Annotated in this window: 15 protein-coding genes and 1 tRNA gene; 9 read left to right on the top strand and 7 right to left on the bottom strand. The window is 61.1% G+C overall.

Annotated elements, in window-relative coordinates:
- Positions 1 to 331 precede the first annotated feature (331 nt).
- From OU993_RS21895 to OU993_RS21885, 3 genes are all read left to right on the top strand, one after another.
- On the top strand, positions 332 to 670 hold the full coding sequence (locus OU993_RS21895) for a hypothetical protein (protein ID WP_268161030.1): 339 nt from the start codon (positions 332 to 334) through the stop codon (positions 668 to 670).
- Positions 671 to 985: 315 nt separating this feature from the next.
- A complete protein-coding gene (locus OU993_RS21890; protein WP_268161029.1) occupies positions 986 to 2,575 on the top strand; it encodes a DEAD/DEAH box helicase in 1,590 nt (529 codons plus the stop codon).
- A gap of 120 nt (positions 2,576 to 2,695) precedes the next feature.
- On the top strand, positions 2,696 to 3,334 hold the full coding sequence (locus OU993_RS21885) for a rhomboid family intramembrane serine protease (protein WP_268161028.1): 639 nt from the start codon (positions 2,696 to 2,698) through the stop codon (positions 3,332 to 3,334).
- A 144-nt stretch (positions 3,335 to 3,478) separates the two neighbouring features.
- Here the strand turns inward: OU993_RS21885 and OU993_RS21880 are convergent, their stop codons facing one another.
- Positions 3,479 to 4,348: a DMT family transporter gene (locus OU993_RS21880; RefSeq protein ID WP_268161027.1), complete on the bottom strand. Its 870-nt coding sequence runs from the start codon at positions 4,346 to 4,348 to the stop codon at positions 3,479 to 3,481.
- A 304-nt stretch (positions 4,349 to 4,652) separates the two neighbouring features.
- Here OU993_RS21880 and OU993_RS21875 point away from each other — a divergent pair, with 304 nt between their 5' ends.
- The 5 genes from OU993_RS21875 to OU993_RS21855 all read left to right on the top strand — a co-directional run bounded on the left by OU993_RS21875 (position 4,653) and on the right by OU993_RS21855 (position 8,795).
- A complete protein-coding gene (locus OU993_RS21875; protein ID WP_268161026.1) occupies positions 4,653 to 6,062 on the top strand; it encodes a circularly permuted type 2 ATP-grasp protein in 1,410 nt (469 codons plus the stop codon).
- A gap of 12 nt (positions 6,063 to 6,074) precedes the next feature.
- Positions 6,075 to 7,016 carry an alpha-E domain-containing protein gene (locus tag OU993_RS21870; protein WP_268161025.1) on the top strand — a complete coding sequence of 314 codons (942 nt, stop codon included), beginning with the start codon at positions 6,075 to 6,077 and terminating at the stop codon, positions 7,014 to 7,016.
- Positions 7,017 to 7,043: 27 nt separating this feature from the next.
- Complete coding sequence (locus OU993_RS21865; RefSeq protein WP_268161024.1) at positions 7,044 to 7,883, top strand: transglutaminase family protein; 840 nt, start codon at positions 7,044 to 7,046, stop codon at positions 7,881 to 7,883.
- 233 nt (positions 7,884 to 8,116) lie between these two features.
- On the top strand, positions 8,117 to 8,593 hold the full coding sequence (locus tag OU993_RS21860) for a hypothetical protein (RefSeq protein ID WP_268161023.1): 477 nt from the start codon (positions 8,117 to 8,119) through the stop codon (positions 8,591 to 8,593).
- 125 nt (positions 8,594 to 8,718) lie between these two features.
- Positions 8,719 to 8,795 (top strand) — tRNA-Arg (locus OU993_RS21855).
- 9 nt (positions 8,796 to 8,804) lie between these two features.
- Here OU993_RS21855 and OU993_RS21850 read toward each other — a convergent pair.
- The 6 genes from OU993_RS21850 to OU993_RS21825 all read right to left on the bottom strand — a co-directional run bounded on the left by OU993_RS21850 (position 8,805) and on the right by OU993_RS21825 (position 14,209).
- Positions 8,805 to 9,005, bottom strand: coding sequence for a hypothetical protein (locus OU993_RS21850; protein WP_442793024.1), 201 nt, complete (start codon positions 9,003 to 9,005; stop codon positions 8,805 to 8,807).
- Positions 9,006 to 9,187: 182 nt separating this feature from the next.
- Positions 9,188 to 9,994, bottom strand: a complete 807-nt coding sequence (locus tag OU993_RS21845) for a DNA adenine methylase (protein WP_268161022.1) — start codon at positions 9,992 to 9,994, stop codon at positions 9,188 to 9,190.
- A gap of 168 nt (positions 9,995 to 10,162) precedes the next feature.
- Positions 10,163 to 10,738: a DUF4376 domain-containing protein gene (locus tag OU993_RS21840; RefSeq protein WP_268161021.1), complete on the bottom strand. Its 576-nt coding sequence runs from the start codon at positions 10,736 to 10,738 to the stop codon at positions 10,163 to 10,165.
- A gap of 14 nt (positions 10,739 to 10,752) precedes the next feature.
- Positions 10,753 to 12,411: a phage tail-collar fiber domain-containing protein gene (locus tag OU993_RS21835; RefSeq protein ID WP_268161020.1), complete on the bottom strand. Its 1,659-nt coding sequence runs from the start codon at positions 12,409 to 12,411 to the stop codon at positions 10,753 to 10,755.
- A gap of 3 nt (positions 12,412 to 12,414) precedes the next feature.
- On the bottom strand, positions 12,415 to 13,077 hold the full coding sequence (locus tag OU993_RS21830; protein ID WP_268161019.1) for a phage tail protein I: 663 nt from the start codon (positions 13,075 to 13,077) through the stop codon (positions 12,415 to 12,417).
- Positions 13,070 to 14,209: a baseplate J/gp47 family protein gene (locus OU993_RS21825; RefSeq protein WP_268161018.1), complete on the bottom strand. Its 1,140-nt coding sequence runs from the start codon at positions 14,207 to 14,209 to the stop codon at positions 13,070 to 13,072. The genes OU993_RS21830 and OU993_RS21825 overlap by 8 nt, the downstream gene beginning before the upstream one ends.
- Before the next feature lie 467 nt (positions 14,210 to 14,676).
- On the opposite strand from OU993_RS21825, the gene OU993_RS21820 reads away from it, so the two are divergent.
- Positions 14,677 to 15,477: an RES family NAD+ phosphorylase gene (locus tag OU993_RS21820; RefSeq protein ID WP_268161016.1), complete on the top strand. Its 801-nt coding sequence runs from the start codon at positions 14,677 to 14,679 to the stop codon at positions 15,475 to 15,477.
- The last annotated feature ends 63 nt before the right edge of the window (positions 15,478 to 15,540 follow it).

The following is a 15,540-nucleotide window of genomic DNA, read 5'->3' as shown; positions in this document are numbered from 1 at the left end:
GCCGCCACCGGCGTGATTCGCATAATTCTATGTTAGCAAGGAAATGGCACGATTGTCGTTAACGGGCCATTGCGCTCGATCAACCAACTTCAGGGATAGGTGCCGGCTCGCGATGCCGCGTCGGGCCGGCCGCAGCTGCGCCACAGATTCGGCCGAATTGTGCCGCGATACCCGTTTTCGACGCATGAGGCCGGGACAAATTCAGCTCCCGGCTGTCGCCAGATGAACGGATGTTCAGACTTATCCCGCTGATTTTTCCATCTTTTTGCCCGCTTCGCGAATGATCCTCATGGAGTACCCATCAGGATTGAAGGGTGAAAGGAAAAAAGCCATGACCGTATTGAGAAAGTCCATCACTGCCGGTCTTGTTTCGTTGACGCTGGCCGGCGCGCTTGCTGCAACGGCACCGGCGGCTGAGGCCCGCGACGACTTCTGGGCAGGTGTCGCAGCAGGCGCCGTCGGCGGCATCATCGGTGGCGCCATCGCAACGCAGCCTCCGGGCCCCGTCTATCGCGAACGCGTCTATATCGACCCGCCGCCACCGCCCCCGGTCGTCTACCACCAGACCTATTACCGCGAGGCGCCACCGCCGCGCCCCCGCTGCCATTATGAATGGCGCGAGAACGACTGGGGCGATGCCTTCCGCGTCAAGGTCTGCCCCGTCTATTGAGCCCATCCCATGCGACTGCATCGATGCCTGGCCCGCGGCGATTTCGACGCGGGCTCTTGACTTTTTGTGTGCAAAGCAGCACATGCAGTCCAGCTTTCACCTTCCGGCTGCCGCGTGAGCTGGCCCTGCGACGAAAATGGTTCGCGAAGAAGGAACAAGGCGCACGCAATGCACGGCCCGAAACGGGCCTGCGCCGGAAAGCAGTTTCCCACTGACAAGTTCCCATTTCACGCGGGGTTCTTGACGCCAAAGGCAGACCGAACGGCATGGTGCCGTGCGGGCGACCTCTTTTGGCGCCCCCGAAAGGTATTCGACTTGACGAATTTCCAAGAGCTTGGCCTGTCCAAGCAGATCGTATCCACGCTTGCCGCGCTCGGTTACGACACGCCGACGCCGATCCAGGCCCAGGCCATCCCGCTTCTGCTCGAAGGCCGTGACATGGTGGGCCTTGCCCAGACCGGCACCGGCAAGACGGCCGCCTTCGGCCTGCCGCTGATCGAAATGCTGCTGAAGGACCCCAAGCGTCCCGACAACCGCACCACCCGCACACTGATCCTGGCCCCGACCCGCGAACTGGTGAACCAGATCGCCGTCAGCCTGAAGAGCTATGTGCGCGGCACGCCCCTGAAGATCAACTCCGTCGTCGGCGGCGCCTCGATCAACAAGCAGCAGCAGATGCTGGAAAAGGGCACCGACATTCTCGTCGCAACCCCCGGCCGCCTGCTTGACCTGATCAGCCGCAAGGCGATCGGTCTCACCACCGTGCGTTACCTGGTGCTCGACGAAGCCGACCAGATGCTCGACCTCGGTTTCGTGCATGACCTGCGCAAGATCTCGAAGATGGTTCCGAAGAACCGTCAGACCCTGCTGTTTTCCGCGACCATGCCGAAGGCAATCGCCGAACTCGCGAAGGACTACCTGAGCGACCCGGTGAAGGTGGAAGTCACCCCGCCCGGCAAGGCCGCCGACAAGATCGAGCAGTATGTCCACTTCGTCGCCGGCAAGAACGACAAGACGACGCTGCTGAAGGATTCGCTGCGCGCCAATCCGGATGGCCGCGCGATGGTTTTCCTGCGCACCAAACACAGCGCCGAAAAGCTCTCCAAACATCTGGAACAGGTCGAGTTCAAGGTGGCCTCCATTCACGGCAACAAGAGCCAGGGTCAGCGCGAACGCGCGCTGAAGGCTTTCCGTGACGGCGAGATCCGTGTTCTGGTGGCAACCGATGTCGCCGCCCGCGGCATCGACATTCCGGGCGTGACCCACGTCTTCAACTACGACCTGCCGGAAGTGGCGGACGCCTATGTCCACCGCATCGGCCGTACCGCCCGTGCCGGCCGCGACGGTATCGCGATCGCCTTCTGCGCACCGGACGAAACCCGCCTGCTGCGCGACATCGAACGCCTGATGAACATCGAGATCACCGTGGCATCGGGCGAACGTCCCTCCGAACTGCGCAGCCCCGAGCGTCCTCAGAAGGCGCGTGGTGGCCAGGGTCGTGGCAATGGCCAGCCGCGTGAAAACGGTGCCCGTGGTGACGGTGCAGGCCGCAATGGCGGCCGTGGTGACAGCCGCAATGCCCGCCGCGGCGGCGCCCCGCGGTTCGACCGCCCGCGTGACGAGGCTCCGGCCTTCGACGGCGACATGGATCTCTCAGGAACGTCGGATCTCGGCCAGCAGCGCAAGAAGCCGTTTGGCGGCAAGCCGGGTGATGGTCGCAAGCGCGGCAATGGCGGCGAAAACCGTCACGCTCCCCATGCACCGCATGAAGCCGGTCCGAAGCGCAACCACCGCAACGGCCCCAAACCGTCCGGCAACCGCGGCGGCGCCAAGCCCGCCAATGGCGGCCCGGTGAAGTTCGGCGGCAGCGACAATGGCGGCCAGCGCCGCCGCGACCGCGCCTGATCAATCGCACATCGCGTGATATTAGACACCCGCCTGCAGCAACGCAGGCGGGTGTTGTCGTATTTTGGCCAAGGTTTTGAAGGTGTCTGGCCTCAACAACGCCGAATGGGGGACAAACGCGTGACATTCCGACCTGCTGGCTGGTTACGAAACAACCACGCCACCATCCTCCTTTGCACACTCACACTTGGTTATTCGCTGTTCGTCGCGCTGCGCGTCACCGGAAATCCCATGGGAACGGTAAAGGTGACACAGCTTCTTGCCTATGGCGGCACGTCGTTCGAACGCCTGGCAGATTTAGAATTTTGGCGTCTGGCCACCGCGCAGTTGGTCCATGTCAAGCAACTGCATATGCTGCTCAACCTTGCCGGACTTCTATTACTAGGCTCGCTGTTGGAGGCACGCCTGGGCGCGGGACGGCTGCTTGTCATCTGGTTTTTCGCCGGAGGCATCGCGACAGCCATGAGCCCCTGGGGTATTGAGGCCCCTTGGAACATCGGGACGGGAGCGTCTCAAGCCACCTTTGCGTTTGCAAGTGCCGCCTTGGCCATCGCGATCGTTGAGAGACAGGCCTCGCGCTGGCTGCAGGGTCTTGCCGCATTCGTCCTCATGCCCGGTCTGCTTTTGGACATCACAGCAGTCGGTTATCCAAAGCCGGGCCATGCCGTGGCCATGCTGCTCGGCGCCGCGTTTGGGTTTATGTTTGCATCCAGAGCCAGGCGAGGACCAGTTCAGGAGTCATCCGCGAGCCGACCGTGATCGAAAGGCAGACATCCGTGTATATGCGGAAACAGTCATGCTCGTTTGAGGCGGTCTATCTCCTCCGGATGGCGGTCGAGTAGACGGAAGAGATTATGACCGCGGGCGTCGGGGTGACCTTCGGTTACGTAATCATCCGCATCCTCACCGTCGGTTCACCAGATACACGCCCATCACAACGATCACCGTTCCGACGATCATCGGCACACTCAGCGGTTCGCCGAAGATGACGGTCGCTTCCACCGCCACCAGCGGCGGGACCATGTAGATGAGCGAGGCGGCGCGCGAGACCTGGCCGCGGCGGATAAGATAAAGCAGCAGGCCGACCGCCCCCATCGACAGGCCGAACACCGACCAGGCCATGGCGCCGATCGCAGCCAGGGTCCAGTCGAAATGCAGGTCTTCCAGCAAAAGCGCCAGCGGCAGCGTCACCACAACGGCGCCGAGATATTGCCACACCGCAATGGTTCTCAGATCGCCGGCGCCGAGAAACCGCTTCTGGTAAAGCGTGCCGAGCGTGACGGAGAGCATGGCGGCAAGATTGACGAGCACCGGAAAGGCAAGGCCGGTGAGCCCTGTCGAGAACAGTCCGGCAAACTGCGGCGAAACGGCGATCACGATACCGGAAAAACCGAGCACGAGGCCGGCGCTCTGGCCACGGCTCAGGCGCTCGCCAAGCAGGGCAAGCGCAAAAAGCCCGGTCAGAAGTGGCTGCAGGCCGGCGATGATGCCGGAAAGGCCCGCCGGCACGCCCTGCCCGATCGCCCACCACAAACCTGCCAGATAAAGCCCGTGCAGCAAGATGCCGGAGACGAAGCCATGCGCCGCGGCAAGGCGCGAGGAAGGCCAGGTCGCGCGAACCAGCACGGCCATTCCCGCAAAGGCCGCCGCCGCCAGCGCATGGCGCATCGCAAGAAACGTCAACGGATCGGCATGGGTCGCGGCAATTTTGGCAACGATCCAGCCGGTCGACCACAAAAACACGAAGACGAGAGGAGCCAGACGGAAGAACATTGCCAATATGAGCCTTGCCGAAAATGCCGATGAAGCGTGCAGGCGAGCGGTAAAGCCTGGCTGAAATTCAGTCAAAGGATAAAAACTGAAGCCTTGGCACAGAAAATCTCACAGCCAAGACCCTGAAAAGGAAGGGGAGTGAAAGAACGCGTCAAACGGGCATTTGCACAAGCTTTGTGCGGTTGCCAGAGGGCCTCATGCAGTCCTCTTCCCCGGCGGCAATTAAATTGCCTCTTGCCTGCGCAGGGTCCTTGCAATGCTGCAAACCTTGTACTCTTATGAACAAAAACCGGGGAATACACCATTGGCATTTGATGAAATGTTGACTGCGGACAACCTTCCGCGACCGCCCTACCAGACATACCAAGAGTGGTACGACGCACAGGATCCTGCGCATCTCATCCAGAAATCCAGGGACGCGGAAAACATATTCCGGAAGACCGGCATCACCTTCGCAGTCTACGGCCATGCCGATTCCTCCGAAAAGCTCATCCCCTTCGACATCATCCCCCGCATCATCTCCGCCCGCGAATGGCGCAAACTCGCGCAGGGCATCGAACAGCGCGTTCTCGCGCTCAACGCGTTCCTGGACGATATCTATCACAAGCAGGAAATCATCCGCGCCGGCCGCATTCCGCGCGCGCTGATCGAAAAGAACGTTGCCTTCCTGCCGGAAATGATCGGCTTCAAGCCGCCGGGTGGCGTCTACACCCATATCGTCGGCACCGATATCGTGCGCACCGGCGAAGATCAGTTCTACGTGCTGGAAGACAATGCCCGCACCCCCTCCGGCGTCTCCTATATGCTGGAGAACCGGGAAACCATGATGCAGATGTTCCCGGAACTCTTCACCATGAACAAGGTGCAGCGGGTGGAGGATTACCCTTATCTTCTGCGCCAGTCGCTCGCCTCGCTCGCACCGCCCGGCTGCAAGGGCAAACCGCGTGTGGCAGTGCTGACCCCCGGCATCTACAACTCGGCCTATTACGAACATTCCTTCCTGGCCGATACCATGGGTGTCGAACTGGTCGAGGGCTCGGACCTGCGCGTCATCGACGGCAAGGTGAAGATGCGCACCACCCGCGGTTACGAGGCGATCGACGTGCTCTACCGCCGCGTCGATGACGATTTCCTCGATCCCCTCACCTTCCGGCCGGATTCGGCACTCGGCGTTCCGGGCATCATGGATGTCTACCGCTCCGGCAACATCACGATTGCCAATGCGCCCGGCACCGGCATTTCCGATGACAAGGCGATCTATTCCTACATGCCGGAGATCGTCGAGTTCTACACGGGCCGCAAGCCGCTTCTGGAAAACGTGCCGACCTGGCGCTGTTCCGAGGCCGACAGCCTGAAATATGTGCTGGAGCATCTGGAGGAACTGGTGGTGAAGGAGGTGCACGGCTCCGGCGGCTACGGCATGCTGGTGGGCCCGACCGCCTCCAAAAAGGAGCGGGCGGATTTTGCCGACAAGCTGAAGGCGAAGCCCGCCAACTACATCGCCCAGCCGACGCTGTCGCTCTCCACCGTGCCGATCCTCGTCAACAAGGGCATCGCGCCCCGGCATGTGGATCTCAGGCCTTACGTGCTGGTCTCCGACAAGGTGAAGATCATTCCGGGCGGGCTCACCCGCGTGGCGCTGAAGCAGGGTTCGCTGGTGGTCAATTCCAGCCAGGGCGGCGGCACCAAGGACACCTGGGTACTGGAAGATTGAGGGCGTAAAACAATGTTGGGAAGAACCGCAAACGGCCTCTACTGGATGTTCCGTTACATCGAGCGCGCCGAAAACATCGCCCGTCTGGTGGATGCGGGCCTCCGGGTCTCGCTGACCCGCTCCGGCTCGACGGACGAGGACTGGGATGGCGTTTTACAAAGTGCCGGCGTACGCGATGCCTTCGGCGAGGTGCATGACACGGTGACGGCGGCCAACGCCATCGATTACCTGCTGCGCGACCTCGCCAATCCGTCGAGCGTCATGTCCTGCATCGAATCCGGCCGCAACAATGCCCGCATGGTGCGCACGGCGCTGACGCGGGAGACCTGGGAGGCGACGAACGAGTGCTGGATCGAGCTGAAACAGCTGCTCGGCCGCAAGGTGAAGGCCGCCGACCTGCCGCAGGTGATCGACACGATCAAGCGGCGCGCCGGCCTCATCCGCGGCGCCTTCCACGGCTCGATGCTGCGCAACGACCAGTATAATTTCTCACGCATCGGCACCTTCATCGAGCGGGCGGACAATACCAGCCGCATTCTCGACGTGAAATATTACGTGTTGTTACCGGCCGTCAGCCAGGTCGGCTCCTCGCTCGACAATTTCCAGTGGGAATCGATCCTGCGGTCGGTCTCGGCCCACCGCTCCTATGGCTGGGTTTATGATGCGGAACTGCGGCCCTCCAACATAGCCGATTTCCTGATCCTCAACGTGCGCATGCCGCGCTCGCTTGCCTATTGTTACGAAAAGATCGTCAGCAATCTGGGCTATCTGGAAAAGGAATACGGCCAGCACCACACCGCGCATGATACGGCGGCCGCGATCAAGTCCATGCTCACGCGCGGCTCGATCGCCGACGTGATGGACCAGGGCCTGCATGAATTCCTGGAGGATTTCATCAGCCGCAACAACCAGCTCAGCGCCGAAATTTCAGAAGGCTACCGCTTCTACCACTGAAGCGGACCGGGGGACGGACCAGCCGCAATGCGATTGAAGATTTCTCACACGACCGAATATCTCTACGACGAACCGGTGGCCTATGCGCTGCAGCGGCTCAGGCTTCGCCCGCAAAGCGGCACGAACCAGACCGTCATCAGCTGGGATCTGACCGTCGACGGCGCCACGATCGAGGCCGGTTATGCGGACCAGTTCGGCAATATGGTCAACCTCGTCTCCGTCGAAGGCGGCGAGCACCTGATCCGTATCGTCGCCTCCGGCGAGATCGAAACGCAGGATAAAGCCGGCGTTGTCGGCCCGCACCAGGGCTTCGTGCCGCTCTGGCTCTACCTACGCGACACGCCGCTGACCAAGGCAGGCAAACTCGTCAAGGACCTCGCCCGCAGCGTCAAGGGCGACAGCGAACTGGCACAGATGCATGCGCTGATGGAGGCGATCCACGAGGCGGTGGCCTACCTGCCCGGCACGACCGATTCCGAAACCACGGCGGAACAGGCGCTCGAGGCGAAGAGCGGCGTCTGCCAGGATCATGCCCATATCTTCGTCTCCGCGGCCCGTTTTCTCGGTCTGCCGGCCCGGTATGTTTCGGGTTATCTGCTGATGGAAGGGCTTGTGGAACAGGTGGCAACCCATGCCTGGGCGGAGGTGCATGTGCCGGGTCTCGGTTGGGTCGGTTTTGATGCCGCCAACAAGATCTGCCCGGACGAACGGTATGTACGCATCGCAACCGGCCTCAGCTACCGCGATGCCGCCCCCGTTTCGGGCATGCGCATCGGGGCTGCCGGCGAAAACCTCAAAGTGAGCCTGACGGTCGCAGCCGATGGCCAGATGCAGGATCAGAACGGCCAGAGCCAGAACCAGTCGTAACCCCTCGCACACCCTGTTTGCGCTACCGTTTCCCCTGACCCGACCTGTCCGGGGAAAGGACGGTGTCCGTCGCACGATGGCTGGTCCTTGCCAAACGAACCGGCGCTCCCCGGCGCAACCGCCTCGATGCTGCACCCACAGCGCATCGGCGCCGGCGTGCCGCCGTAAGCGCTGCGCCGCAAGCCCGGCGCCATCTTTGCGTGGTTTTCTCCTGCCCACCCAGGGGAGAACGCATGCTGTTTGGCAAATCGGTCTTTCAGTCCATCCTGACCCGGCTCGATCACGAGGCACCGGACGAGGAACCCGTTGTCGAAAACGCGTCCTTTCGCATTTCCGGGCTGAATGCCGGTTTTGTCGCGCCGATCGAGACGGCGGAAGTCCCGGTGCGGGCAAACCACGCCTATCTCGATCTCCTGGCCGACCTGCCTGCTGCAGATCAGGCCGAAACCGCGCCGGACACGGCGCAGGACACGCCTACCCCGCCGCCAATGCCCGCTTTCCTTGCCCGCCTCAGCGAGGCCGAAGTGGAAGAGGATCTCGCCCTGGAACTGACGGATACATCGGAGATTTTGGCGGAAAAACGCCGCAGTTTTGCAAAACTCAACCACCCGGACCTCGTCCATCCCGATTTTCGCCGGCAGGCGACGATCCGCATGACGATCGCCAACATGCTGGTGGACCGCGCCCAGCGGCTCACCTTCTTCCGCTGAGCAACAGCGCCTGTGCACGGCGATTGCATTTTATGACGTTTGCCGATTGATGCGGGCGCCGACCTTTGTTATGAACCCTCCACCGGCGAGATCGCAGCCCTTGGCTTCGATTCTTCCAAAAGCACGCACCCGTAGCTCAGCTGGATAGAGTGTTGGATTCCGATTCCAAAGGTCACAGGTTCGAATCCTGTCGGGTGCGCCATTTCCTGCATTATGCCCGGCGGGCTTCAAACAGAGCCACCGCGTCGGGACCGGCGGGGAACTGAAGTTGGCATGATGTATCGTGAACGGCCTGCCAGACCGCCTCTGCGACATCCGTTTCCTTCGTCGTCACGGCCGGGTGCGCGAATGCCTCGAAGATGGGCGTTGCAAAACCGGCATAGGCTGGTGGGATCAGATCTTCGATCCGCACATCCGTATTCTGCGCAAACCGCGTCGTGTGGCGCGGCGCGACCTTTGGCACGGGCGTGCGTTAGCTTTGGCACAAAAAATTATTCTTTTCTGTGGCGCGGCGCTGCCTTCTGGACGGACGTGCGTTAGCTTCTGGACAGAAAATTTGTCCGGCGTGCAAAGGCCAAGGTTGAAGCCGACGCATTACTCTATTGCTTGGCCGGATATGATGACCTCCTTCACGTCTTTTGATCGCCCCTGACCCTGGATCGAATAGCTGCAATCGACCTCCTCGATCTCAAATTTCGAGAAGGTTTCGAAGACGCCAGGAACGGCGTTCAAAGACAGTATGAAGCGGCCTCGAATGCGGCCGAGCACTTCTGCCATCTCCGCAAAGTCTTCGCGGCTGAAGACCGCTTTGCCGTAGTCGTCCTCGCAGCCCCAGTAAGGCGGGTCGAGATAGAAGAGCGTCGATGGCCTGTCATAGCGTTCGATGAAGGCGCGCCAGCCGAGGTTCTCGATCACCACGCCGGCCATCCGTTCGTGGATCTCTTCGAGCTGCGGAGCAAGCTTCATGAGGTTGAAGCGGCCACCATCCATTGTCACCCCAAAGGTCTGTCCACGGACCTTGCCGCCGAATGCCAGGCGCTGGAGATAGAGGAAGCGTGCCGCGCGCTCCAGGTCGGTCAGCGTGGACGGGTCTGTCCTGGACAGCCGTTCGAACTCACGCCGGCTGGTGACCTGGAAGCGAAGCGTGTCCATAAACTGCGGGTAATGCCGCTGCAGGATGCGGAAGAGATTGGCGACCTCGCCATTAATGTCGTTGATCGCCTCCATTTTCGGCGCCATCGAGCGGCGCAGGAAAATGCCGCCCATGCCGACGAAGGGCTCACAATAGACCTCGTGCGGCTTTGCATTGATCCGAGCGATGATGGTCTTCGCCAGGATACGCTTGCCCCCGATATAGGCTGCGGCGGGCGTGACCGGATGAACCGGAGTGAGATTTACCATTTCAAGAAGCTCGCGACTCAGTCACACATGCCCCGCCCTGCAGGGTACGGGTGCGACGGTTATGCATATCGCTGTCGGACGGGACTGGTCGCCAAACTAAGGCCCGTCGCTCGGAGAGCATGACGCTCCCCGGCCACCCGACTTATGCCGGGCGGCAATCTGATTGCATCACTGCGGCCACCCGCTTTCGATATCGATGGCGGCTAGGTCGTCAGCGTCTTCAGCAATATTGACGGCATCTTTCAGCGAGCGGGCGTGCTGCTTGATGCGCGCATAAAAGTCACCGATGGCGGCCGCGAGCAGGATGCCCTCCTCAGGTGTCGGCAGCGGAATTCTAACGTTCTCGATCGAGATCCAGCCCATCTGATAGCTTTCCGGCCAGGGCACCACGCCGGACACCGCAAAGCCGGCCGTGGTCGCCATCGCGGTCAGGTCCGCACGGGAGGCGTCGGTCAGAGCGACGTGCAGGCCGCCGGTCGCATAGCCGCCGTTCAGGAGATCGTTCGCCTTGGCCTCGATCAGCCGGAGCTTGTCGACCTGCTGGTCTGCAAACGACACGCCGCGCGGCACGGCAACGAGCTCGTCGTCGATCGTCTGCACACTGCCCCCGGCATTGAGGACGCCGAGGAATTCCGCATGCTGCGCCTGTGTGATCTCGACCGCATCCTCGGGCCTTGCCTGAGCGTCGATGTAAAACCCCCGGGTCGAGGGTGCGAAATAGAATTTTGCGGGATCGTTCAACATTCCGGTTACCTCTGTCAGGTCGGACCAAGTGCGATGAAGGAGAAGTTGGCCGAGTGCAGCCGCATCGCCGAGCCAGTCCAGTTGACCGATCGGATCACTGCCGTGGTGGGGGTGACGTCACCGGCACCCACGAAGGATGCGTTCGCAGTCGTCCACGTGCTGGCGCCAACATCCCAGCCGACGGAGACGTAGGGCTGGGCGGAAAACGCCTTCGGAAAGCTGATGAGGGCCGTGCCGTCTGCCGTCCAGCCTGTCCCCCACTGCATGGTCAGACCACCGGTAAAATCGATGTATCCGTTGCCGGCAATGGCAGATTGCTTGGCGCGCGACGTGTATGCCGTGGCCGGCAGATTTCCTCTCTCGACCTTGGCGTAGCGGGCATACATCGCCACGGGATCGACCGTATCGAAGAAGACACAGCGCACCCGTGCCGAGACCGCACCGGCCGGCGCGATGCCGGAAACCGCCATACTTTGGCGGCCGGATGCACCGTCATCGAAATCACCTGGAGCGCGCGGCTTCGGGGCAACGTAGGAGATGACCGTGTTCGACGCGTCAGTCCACTCCAGATCAAATCCGACCGTGCCGCCGGCAGCGAGCAGAACCGCGTCTCCGGAGACCGTGTAGGTCATGCCGGCGTTGACCGGGAACTTTGGCCAGAGAACGACATAGGTGCCACTGGAACCAACGGTCAGAGAGATTGACCGCCCCCAATCATTATCAACGATCTGTCCGTTCCAGGCGCCAACGCCGGACTTGAGGAGGTTGATACCGGTCAGACCATCCTCAAAGCCGCCATTGGGGCAGAGGTTCGGGCGCGGCGGCATGATGGCCGCAATCGCTGCGGACAGTCCGGCCGAGGTCACGGCGCGCGAGGCGTCGGCACCTGCAAGCGCCTCCGCAATCGTTGCCAGCTCGACCAGGCCCGAGCGGCTTTCTGTCGCCAGCATCTCAACATAACTGCCGCCGAGCTTCTCGAAGATGCGACCATCGGGAAGGCTGATGCCGTGGCCGGGGGGCGTTGTCAGATACGACCAGGACGCGCCTGTCCACTCGGCAAGTTTCCCCACATTGGCTGCCCAGATGCCCGTCGCTCCAGGCGGAATCACATAGGCATCGCCGAGCGCAGGTGCACCCGGCGCGCTGGACAGCGTCATGGAGATTACCGGCAACCAAGGCAGACGACTGAGCTGTCCCATAGGTACCTTGCGGTTTTCGACCCATTCGCGGGAGGCAAGCAGCACGCTCGGATTTACCAGCAACGTTACGTTGGCGGTTTCGCCGATGACGATCTGGAACTCGTAGCGGATATCCTCCAGCTGCCCTTCAGTCGCGGTCGGCTTGTACTGGCTCACAGGCCTTGCAACGGCGATCATCACGCCGGTCTGATCGAACACGCCGAACTCTCGCATCCACCATCCTCCGGCATTTGTGGGGATGATGGCCGTCACCAGGACAGCCGAAGGATTGTCCGGATCAATGACAACGCTTTCCACCGATGTGCGCCAGACCTCGCGCACAAGGGCCGTGCTGGCGGCGGTGGGGCTCGTTTCCGCACCGTTCCCGTCGCCGATGGCGAAATGCGTAATCACGACGGCCGGACCGCCCGAAGCGCTCGCGGCGAGTTTGTTGCGACCAAGGGTCGTGACAAGCGAAAAATAAGGCTGGGCCATGGATCAGGTTTCCCGAGCGTTGATACGGACCACGCGCAGATGGCGGGTGGCCGTGCCGAAAAAGGAAGACAAAGGGAAGCGTGCGTTGCCGAGCTGAGGCGCGTTGATGCGAACGGATCGACCACGCCTGGAGGAGGCGCCGGCATAAATGACGCCGTCACCCCGCACGCCGTACTGGACCGCGATGTCCTGGCTGTAGCGTTTGGTAGCGGCAATCACGCGGGCGGCTGCCCGCTGGTTTTCTAGATCGAGCGGCGCACGACCTTGAATGATGGTGTCGTTCAGAAACAGCACGACCTTGTGGGTGTCATGGTGCGCCTTCGGCACCTCCTGCCACCACTGCGTCCAGCGGATGGAGATATTCAGCGCCGCCAGGGCGCGGCGTGTGCCGGCGATCAGGCCGCTGAGCGCGTGGATCTCGGGAGCGGCCGAGATCATGGCGCGGAGCAGGTCTTCACGCATGTCGGCCGATACGAAGTCGGACAAGCCCGCCTCGACGACCATGATGGGCAGAAGGTCGCTTGGCGCGGTCAAAGCGTCCTGGATAACGAGAGCCGAAGGCTGGAAGGTGGACAGCGTCTCAGACAATGCCGAGACGAAATCACGGTCGCGCTGGTCGTTGATGCCGGGTGGCACCAATGTGAGCGGAATCATTGGCTCAGTCATCGGCAACCACCACAATGTTGGCAGTCAGGCTACCGAGGGTCGCGAACTGGTGGCGTTCCAGCTTAGTGAAGGCGAATCCCGCCAGCGCGGCATCCACCACACGCGGCAGTGCCTTGACCGCCGTTGTGATGACGGACGGCGCCACATGGGGTCCGAGTTCCTGCGTCCAGGGAAGGAAGGCGAGCGCTGCCGCCTCTTCGAACAAGGCCTTTTGACCGGCCGCCGCCTCGCTGACGCGCACCGTTAGAACGCCATCGAAGCTAACGGGCTCGGGATCGTGGATGGTGACATGATCACCCATCGGCCGACGCGTCTCCGGATCGAGATAGGCCAGAATGTCGGCCTTCAGCTCTGCCGAAGGTAGGCCCGTCTTCATCAGTGGATAGATGTCGATATAACCCGGCTCCGGTCGGATCACCTCGACATCGACGATCTCCGGATTGACCGCCTTTACATGTTCCCGATAGCCGTTCTTCGGCCCGGCCTTGGCGATCGTGAACAGCGCATTGGCGGCGCGAAGCCGAAACCGCTCGGTCTCCTCGATATCGGTGCCACCGGACACCACGGTCGTGTTGGCGGCGGAGGTGACGAAGGCGACGGGATCGAGAATGTCGCTCACCGTGCCGATGCTGAGACCGTTCCAGGTGGCTCCCGCCGTCTCGGCCGTTGCGGCAACGGAGGCCGCAAGCATGCCCGATGGAATGGTGAGATCGGCGTCCGTGGCGAAGGTCACGATCGTGCCGGCACCCACGCGCGTTCCGTTTGGAACCACCGTGTCGACCAGCCGCACAGCAGACAGCCGGAATTCCAGCGTGGTCACGGCCGGTTGCGCCAGGAGTTTGAAGGTCGAGACATTGGCGGCACGTTCTTCCAGATGCCGTCCTTCGGAAAACACGATGGTGTTTTGCAGCACGCCGTTCTGGGCCGCCTCGTTCAGCAGCGAAAGCGCATAGGCCGCGACCTCGATCAGGAACATTTCGGTTTGTGCCGGATAAAGCGTGCGGCCGGAGACGGCCTCGAACTTCGCCTTGAATTGCGCCTTCAGAACGGAAGGATTGCGTTCGAAAAAGTCCGGGGCGCCTGCCGCGCGAAGCTCTTCGATCGTGCGCTTGGGCGCCGGACACGACGGCATTGAACGCCTTTCGTCCACCTGACGCTACCTTGGCATAGGCAGCGGCCATCTTCTCGGCGGCACGCGTCGCCATGCTGTTGGATTGTTCGGAGGCTTTGGCGCCAGCCTTCACCGAGGCGGCGGCCTTTTTCTCGGCCGCCATGATCTTGTGCATGACCTTGGTGGCTCGATCGACCCCCTCGAATATCATCATGAACTTCATGCGCGCGGCTCCGGCTCGGTGGTGGAGCGGAGATTACGCGCGCGTGTGGAGGGGGAAGAGCGGACGTCAGGTCCGTGCTGGCGTCAGTCTGAATCAATGAAAGACACTCACGCTGATGAATTTGACGTCCCTTTCAGCCCGAAGCGGATGGTGGTCACCATACAGCAAATGATAAAGATGTAACGAAACAAGACCCTCTGACAGTTGAACTAATGTCCGCAATACAGACTCCAGACAGTTAAATGCGAAGAAGGAATTCCGAATCGTGGAAACATTCAAAGACGATCCTGAGAGAATGAAAGCTGCGATAAACCGTGGCGGCAAGAGTGATCTAAGATCCGCTTGTGATTCTGCTGAGCGGATAGTTTCTGCCGTTGCAAAGGCAGGAGATGAAGAGACCCTAAAAACGGGTTTCAAGGCATTCCGAGCTCGAAATGACTATATCGTATTTGACGACCCCGAGTCCGGTCGGATTGAGATTTGTCCGTTAGCGGGTAAGGACCTAGGGGCACCGCCGAAGGAGAAAACCTCTCTTGGCAGGTTTAATCCTCCAAACCAGCCAGTTCTTTACCTTTCCACCAGCATGGAAGTCTGTTTAGCAGAGGTTCGCGCATTGTCTTCCGACACTTGCACTGTCGCAACATTCCAAACGGTTCGGCCGATCAGACTCGCCAAGCTCTTGAAGCTCGGAACTCCTTTAGGTGTTTTTCTAAGCAAAGAACCTACCGACGAAGATCGTGACAAGTGGCTGCTTTCTCAAACAGCCAAATTTGTGTCCCGTCGTGTGCCTGACAGCGATCGGGAGTTGCACTACAGAACTTGCAACCTAATTGCCTCAGCATTCTTGGAGAGCGGCTTTGACGGGTTAGTGTATCGCACTTCTTTCTGGTCGCCGGGCTGGCGTGAGAAAAATGATCGCCCTCACGAGGATCACGTTCGAGCAGCTAACATCGTTCTTTTCGATCCAGACGCGGCGACTCCGCAAGCGTCGGCCGTTTACTCGATCAACTGGAAGCGTCCGTATGCAGAGCAAGCTAGCAGTTCAGTTTGGACTGCCAATACTTAACGCTGCTGAGGCAGATGCGGACGCCAAGAACCAGCTGACATCCATTGGCAAATAGCCGAAACC

Source organism: Rhizobium sp. SL86 (genome assembly GCF_026672545.1).
Lineage (GTDB): Bacteria > Pseudomonadota > Alphaproteobacteria > Rhizobiales > Rhizobiaceae > Neorhizobium.
Note: the sequence above shows the minus strand (reverse complement) of the source record. Positions and strands in the feature narration are given on the sequence as shown.

Bases quoted from the DNA above. Each gene is read 5' to 3' on its own strand.
- OU993_RS21895 (WP_268161030.1), top strand. From the start codon at position 332: ATGACCGTATTGAGAAAGTCCATCACTGCCGGTCTTGTTTCGTTGACG.
- OU993_RS21880 (WP_268161027.1), bottom strand. From the start codon at position 4,348: ATGTTCTTCCGTCTGGCTCCTCTCGTCTTCGTGTTTTTGTGGTCGACC.
- OU993_RS21870 (WP_268161025.1), top strand. From the start codon at position 6,075: ATGTTGGGAAGAACCGCAAACGGCCTCTACTGGATGTTCCGTTACATC.
- OU993_RS21865 (WP_268161024.1), top strand. From the start codon at position 7,044: ATGCGATTGAAGATTTCTCACACGACCGAATATCTCTACGACGAACCG.
- OU993_RS21860 (WP_268161023.1), top strand. From the start codon at position 8,117: ATGCTGTTTGGCAAATCGGTCTTTCAGTCCATCCTGACCCGGCTCGAT.
- OU993_RS21845 (WP_268161022.1), bottom strand. From the start codon at position 9,994: ATGGTAAATCTCACTCCGGTTCATCCGGTCACGCCCGCCGCAGCCTAT.
- OU993_RS21840 (WP_268161021.1), bottom strand. From the start codon at position 10,738: ATGTTGAACGATCCCGCAAAATTCTATTTCGCACCCTCGACCCGGGGG.
- OU993_RS21835 (WP_268161020.1), bottom strand. From the start codon at position 12,411: ATGGCCCAGCCTTATTTTTCGCTTGTCACGACCCTTGGTCGCAACAAA.
- OU993_RS21830 (WP_268161019.1), bottom strand. From the start codon at position 13,077: ATGACTGAGCCAATGATTCCGCTCACATTGGTGCCACCCGGCATCAAC.
- OU993_RS21825 (WP_268161018.1), bottom strand. From the start codon at position 14,209: ATGCCGTCGTGTCCGGCGCCCAAGCGCACGATCGAAGAGCTTCGCGCG.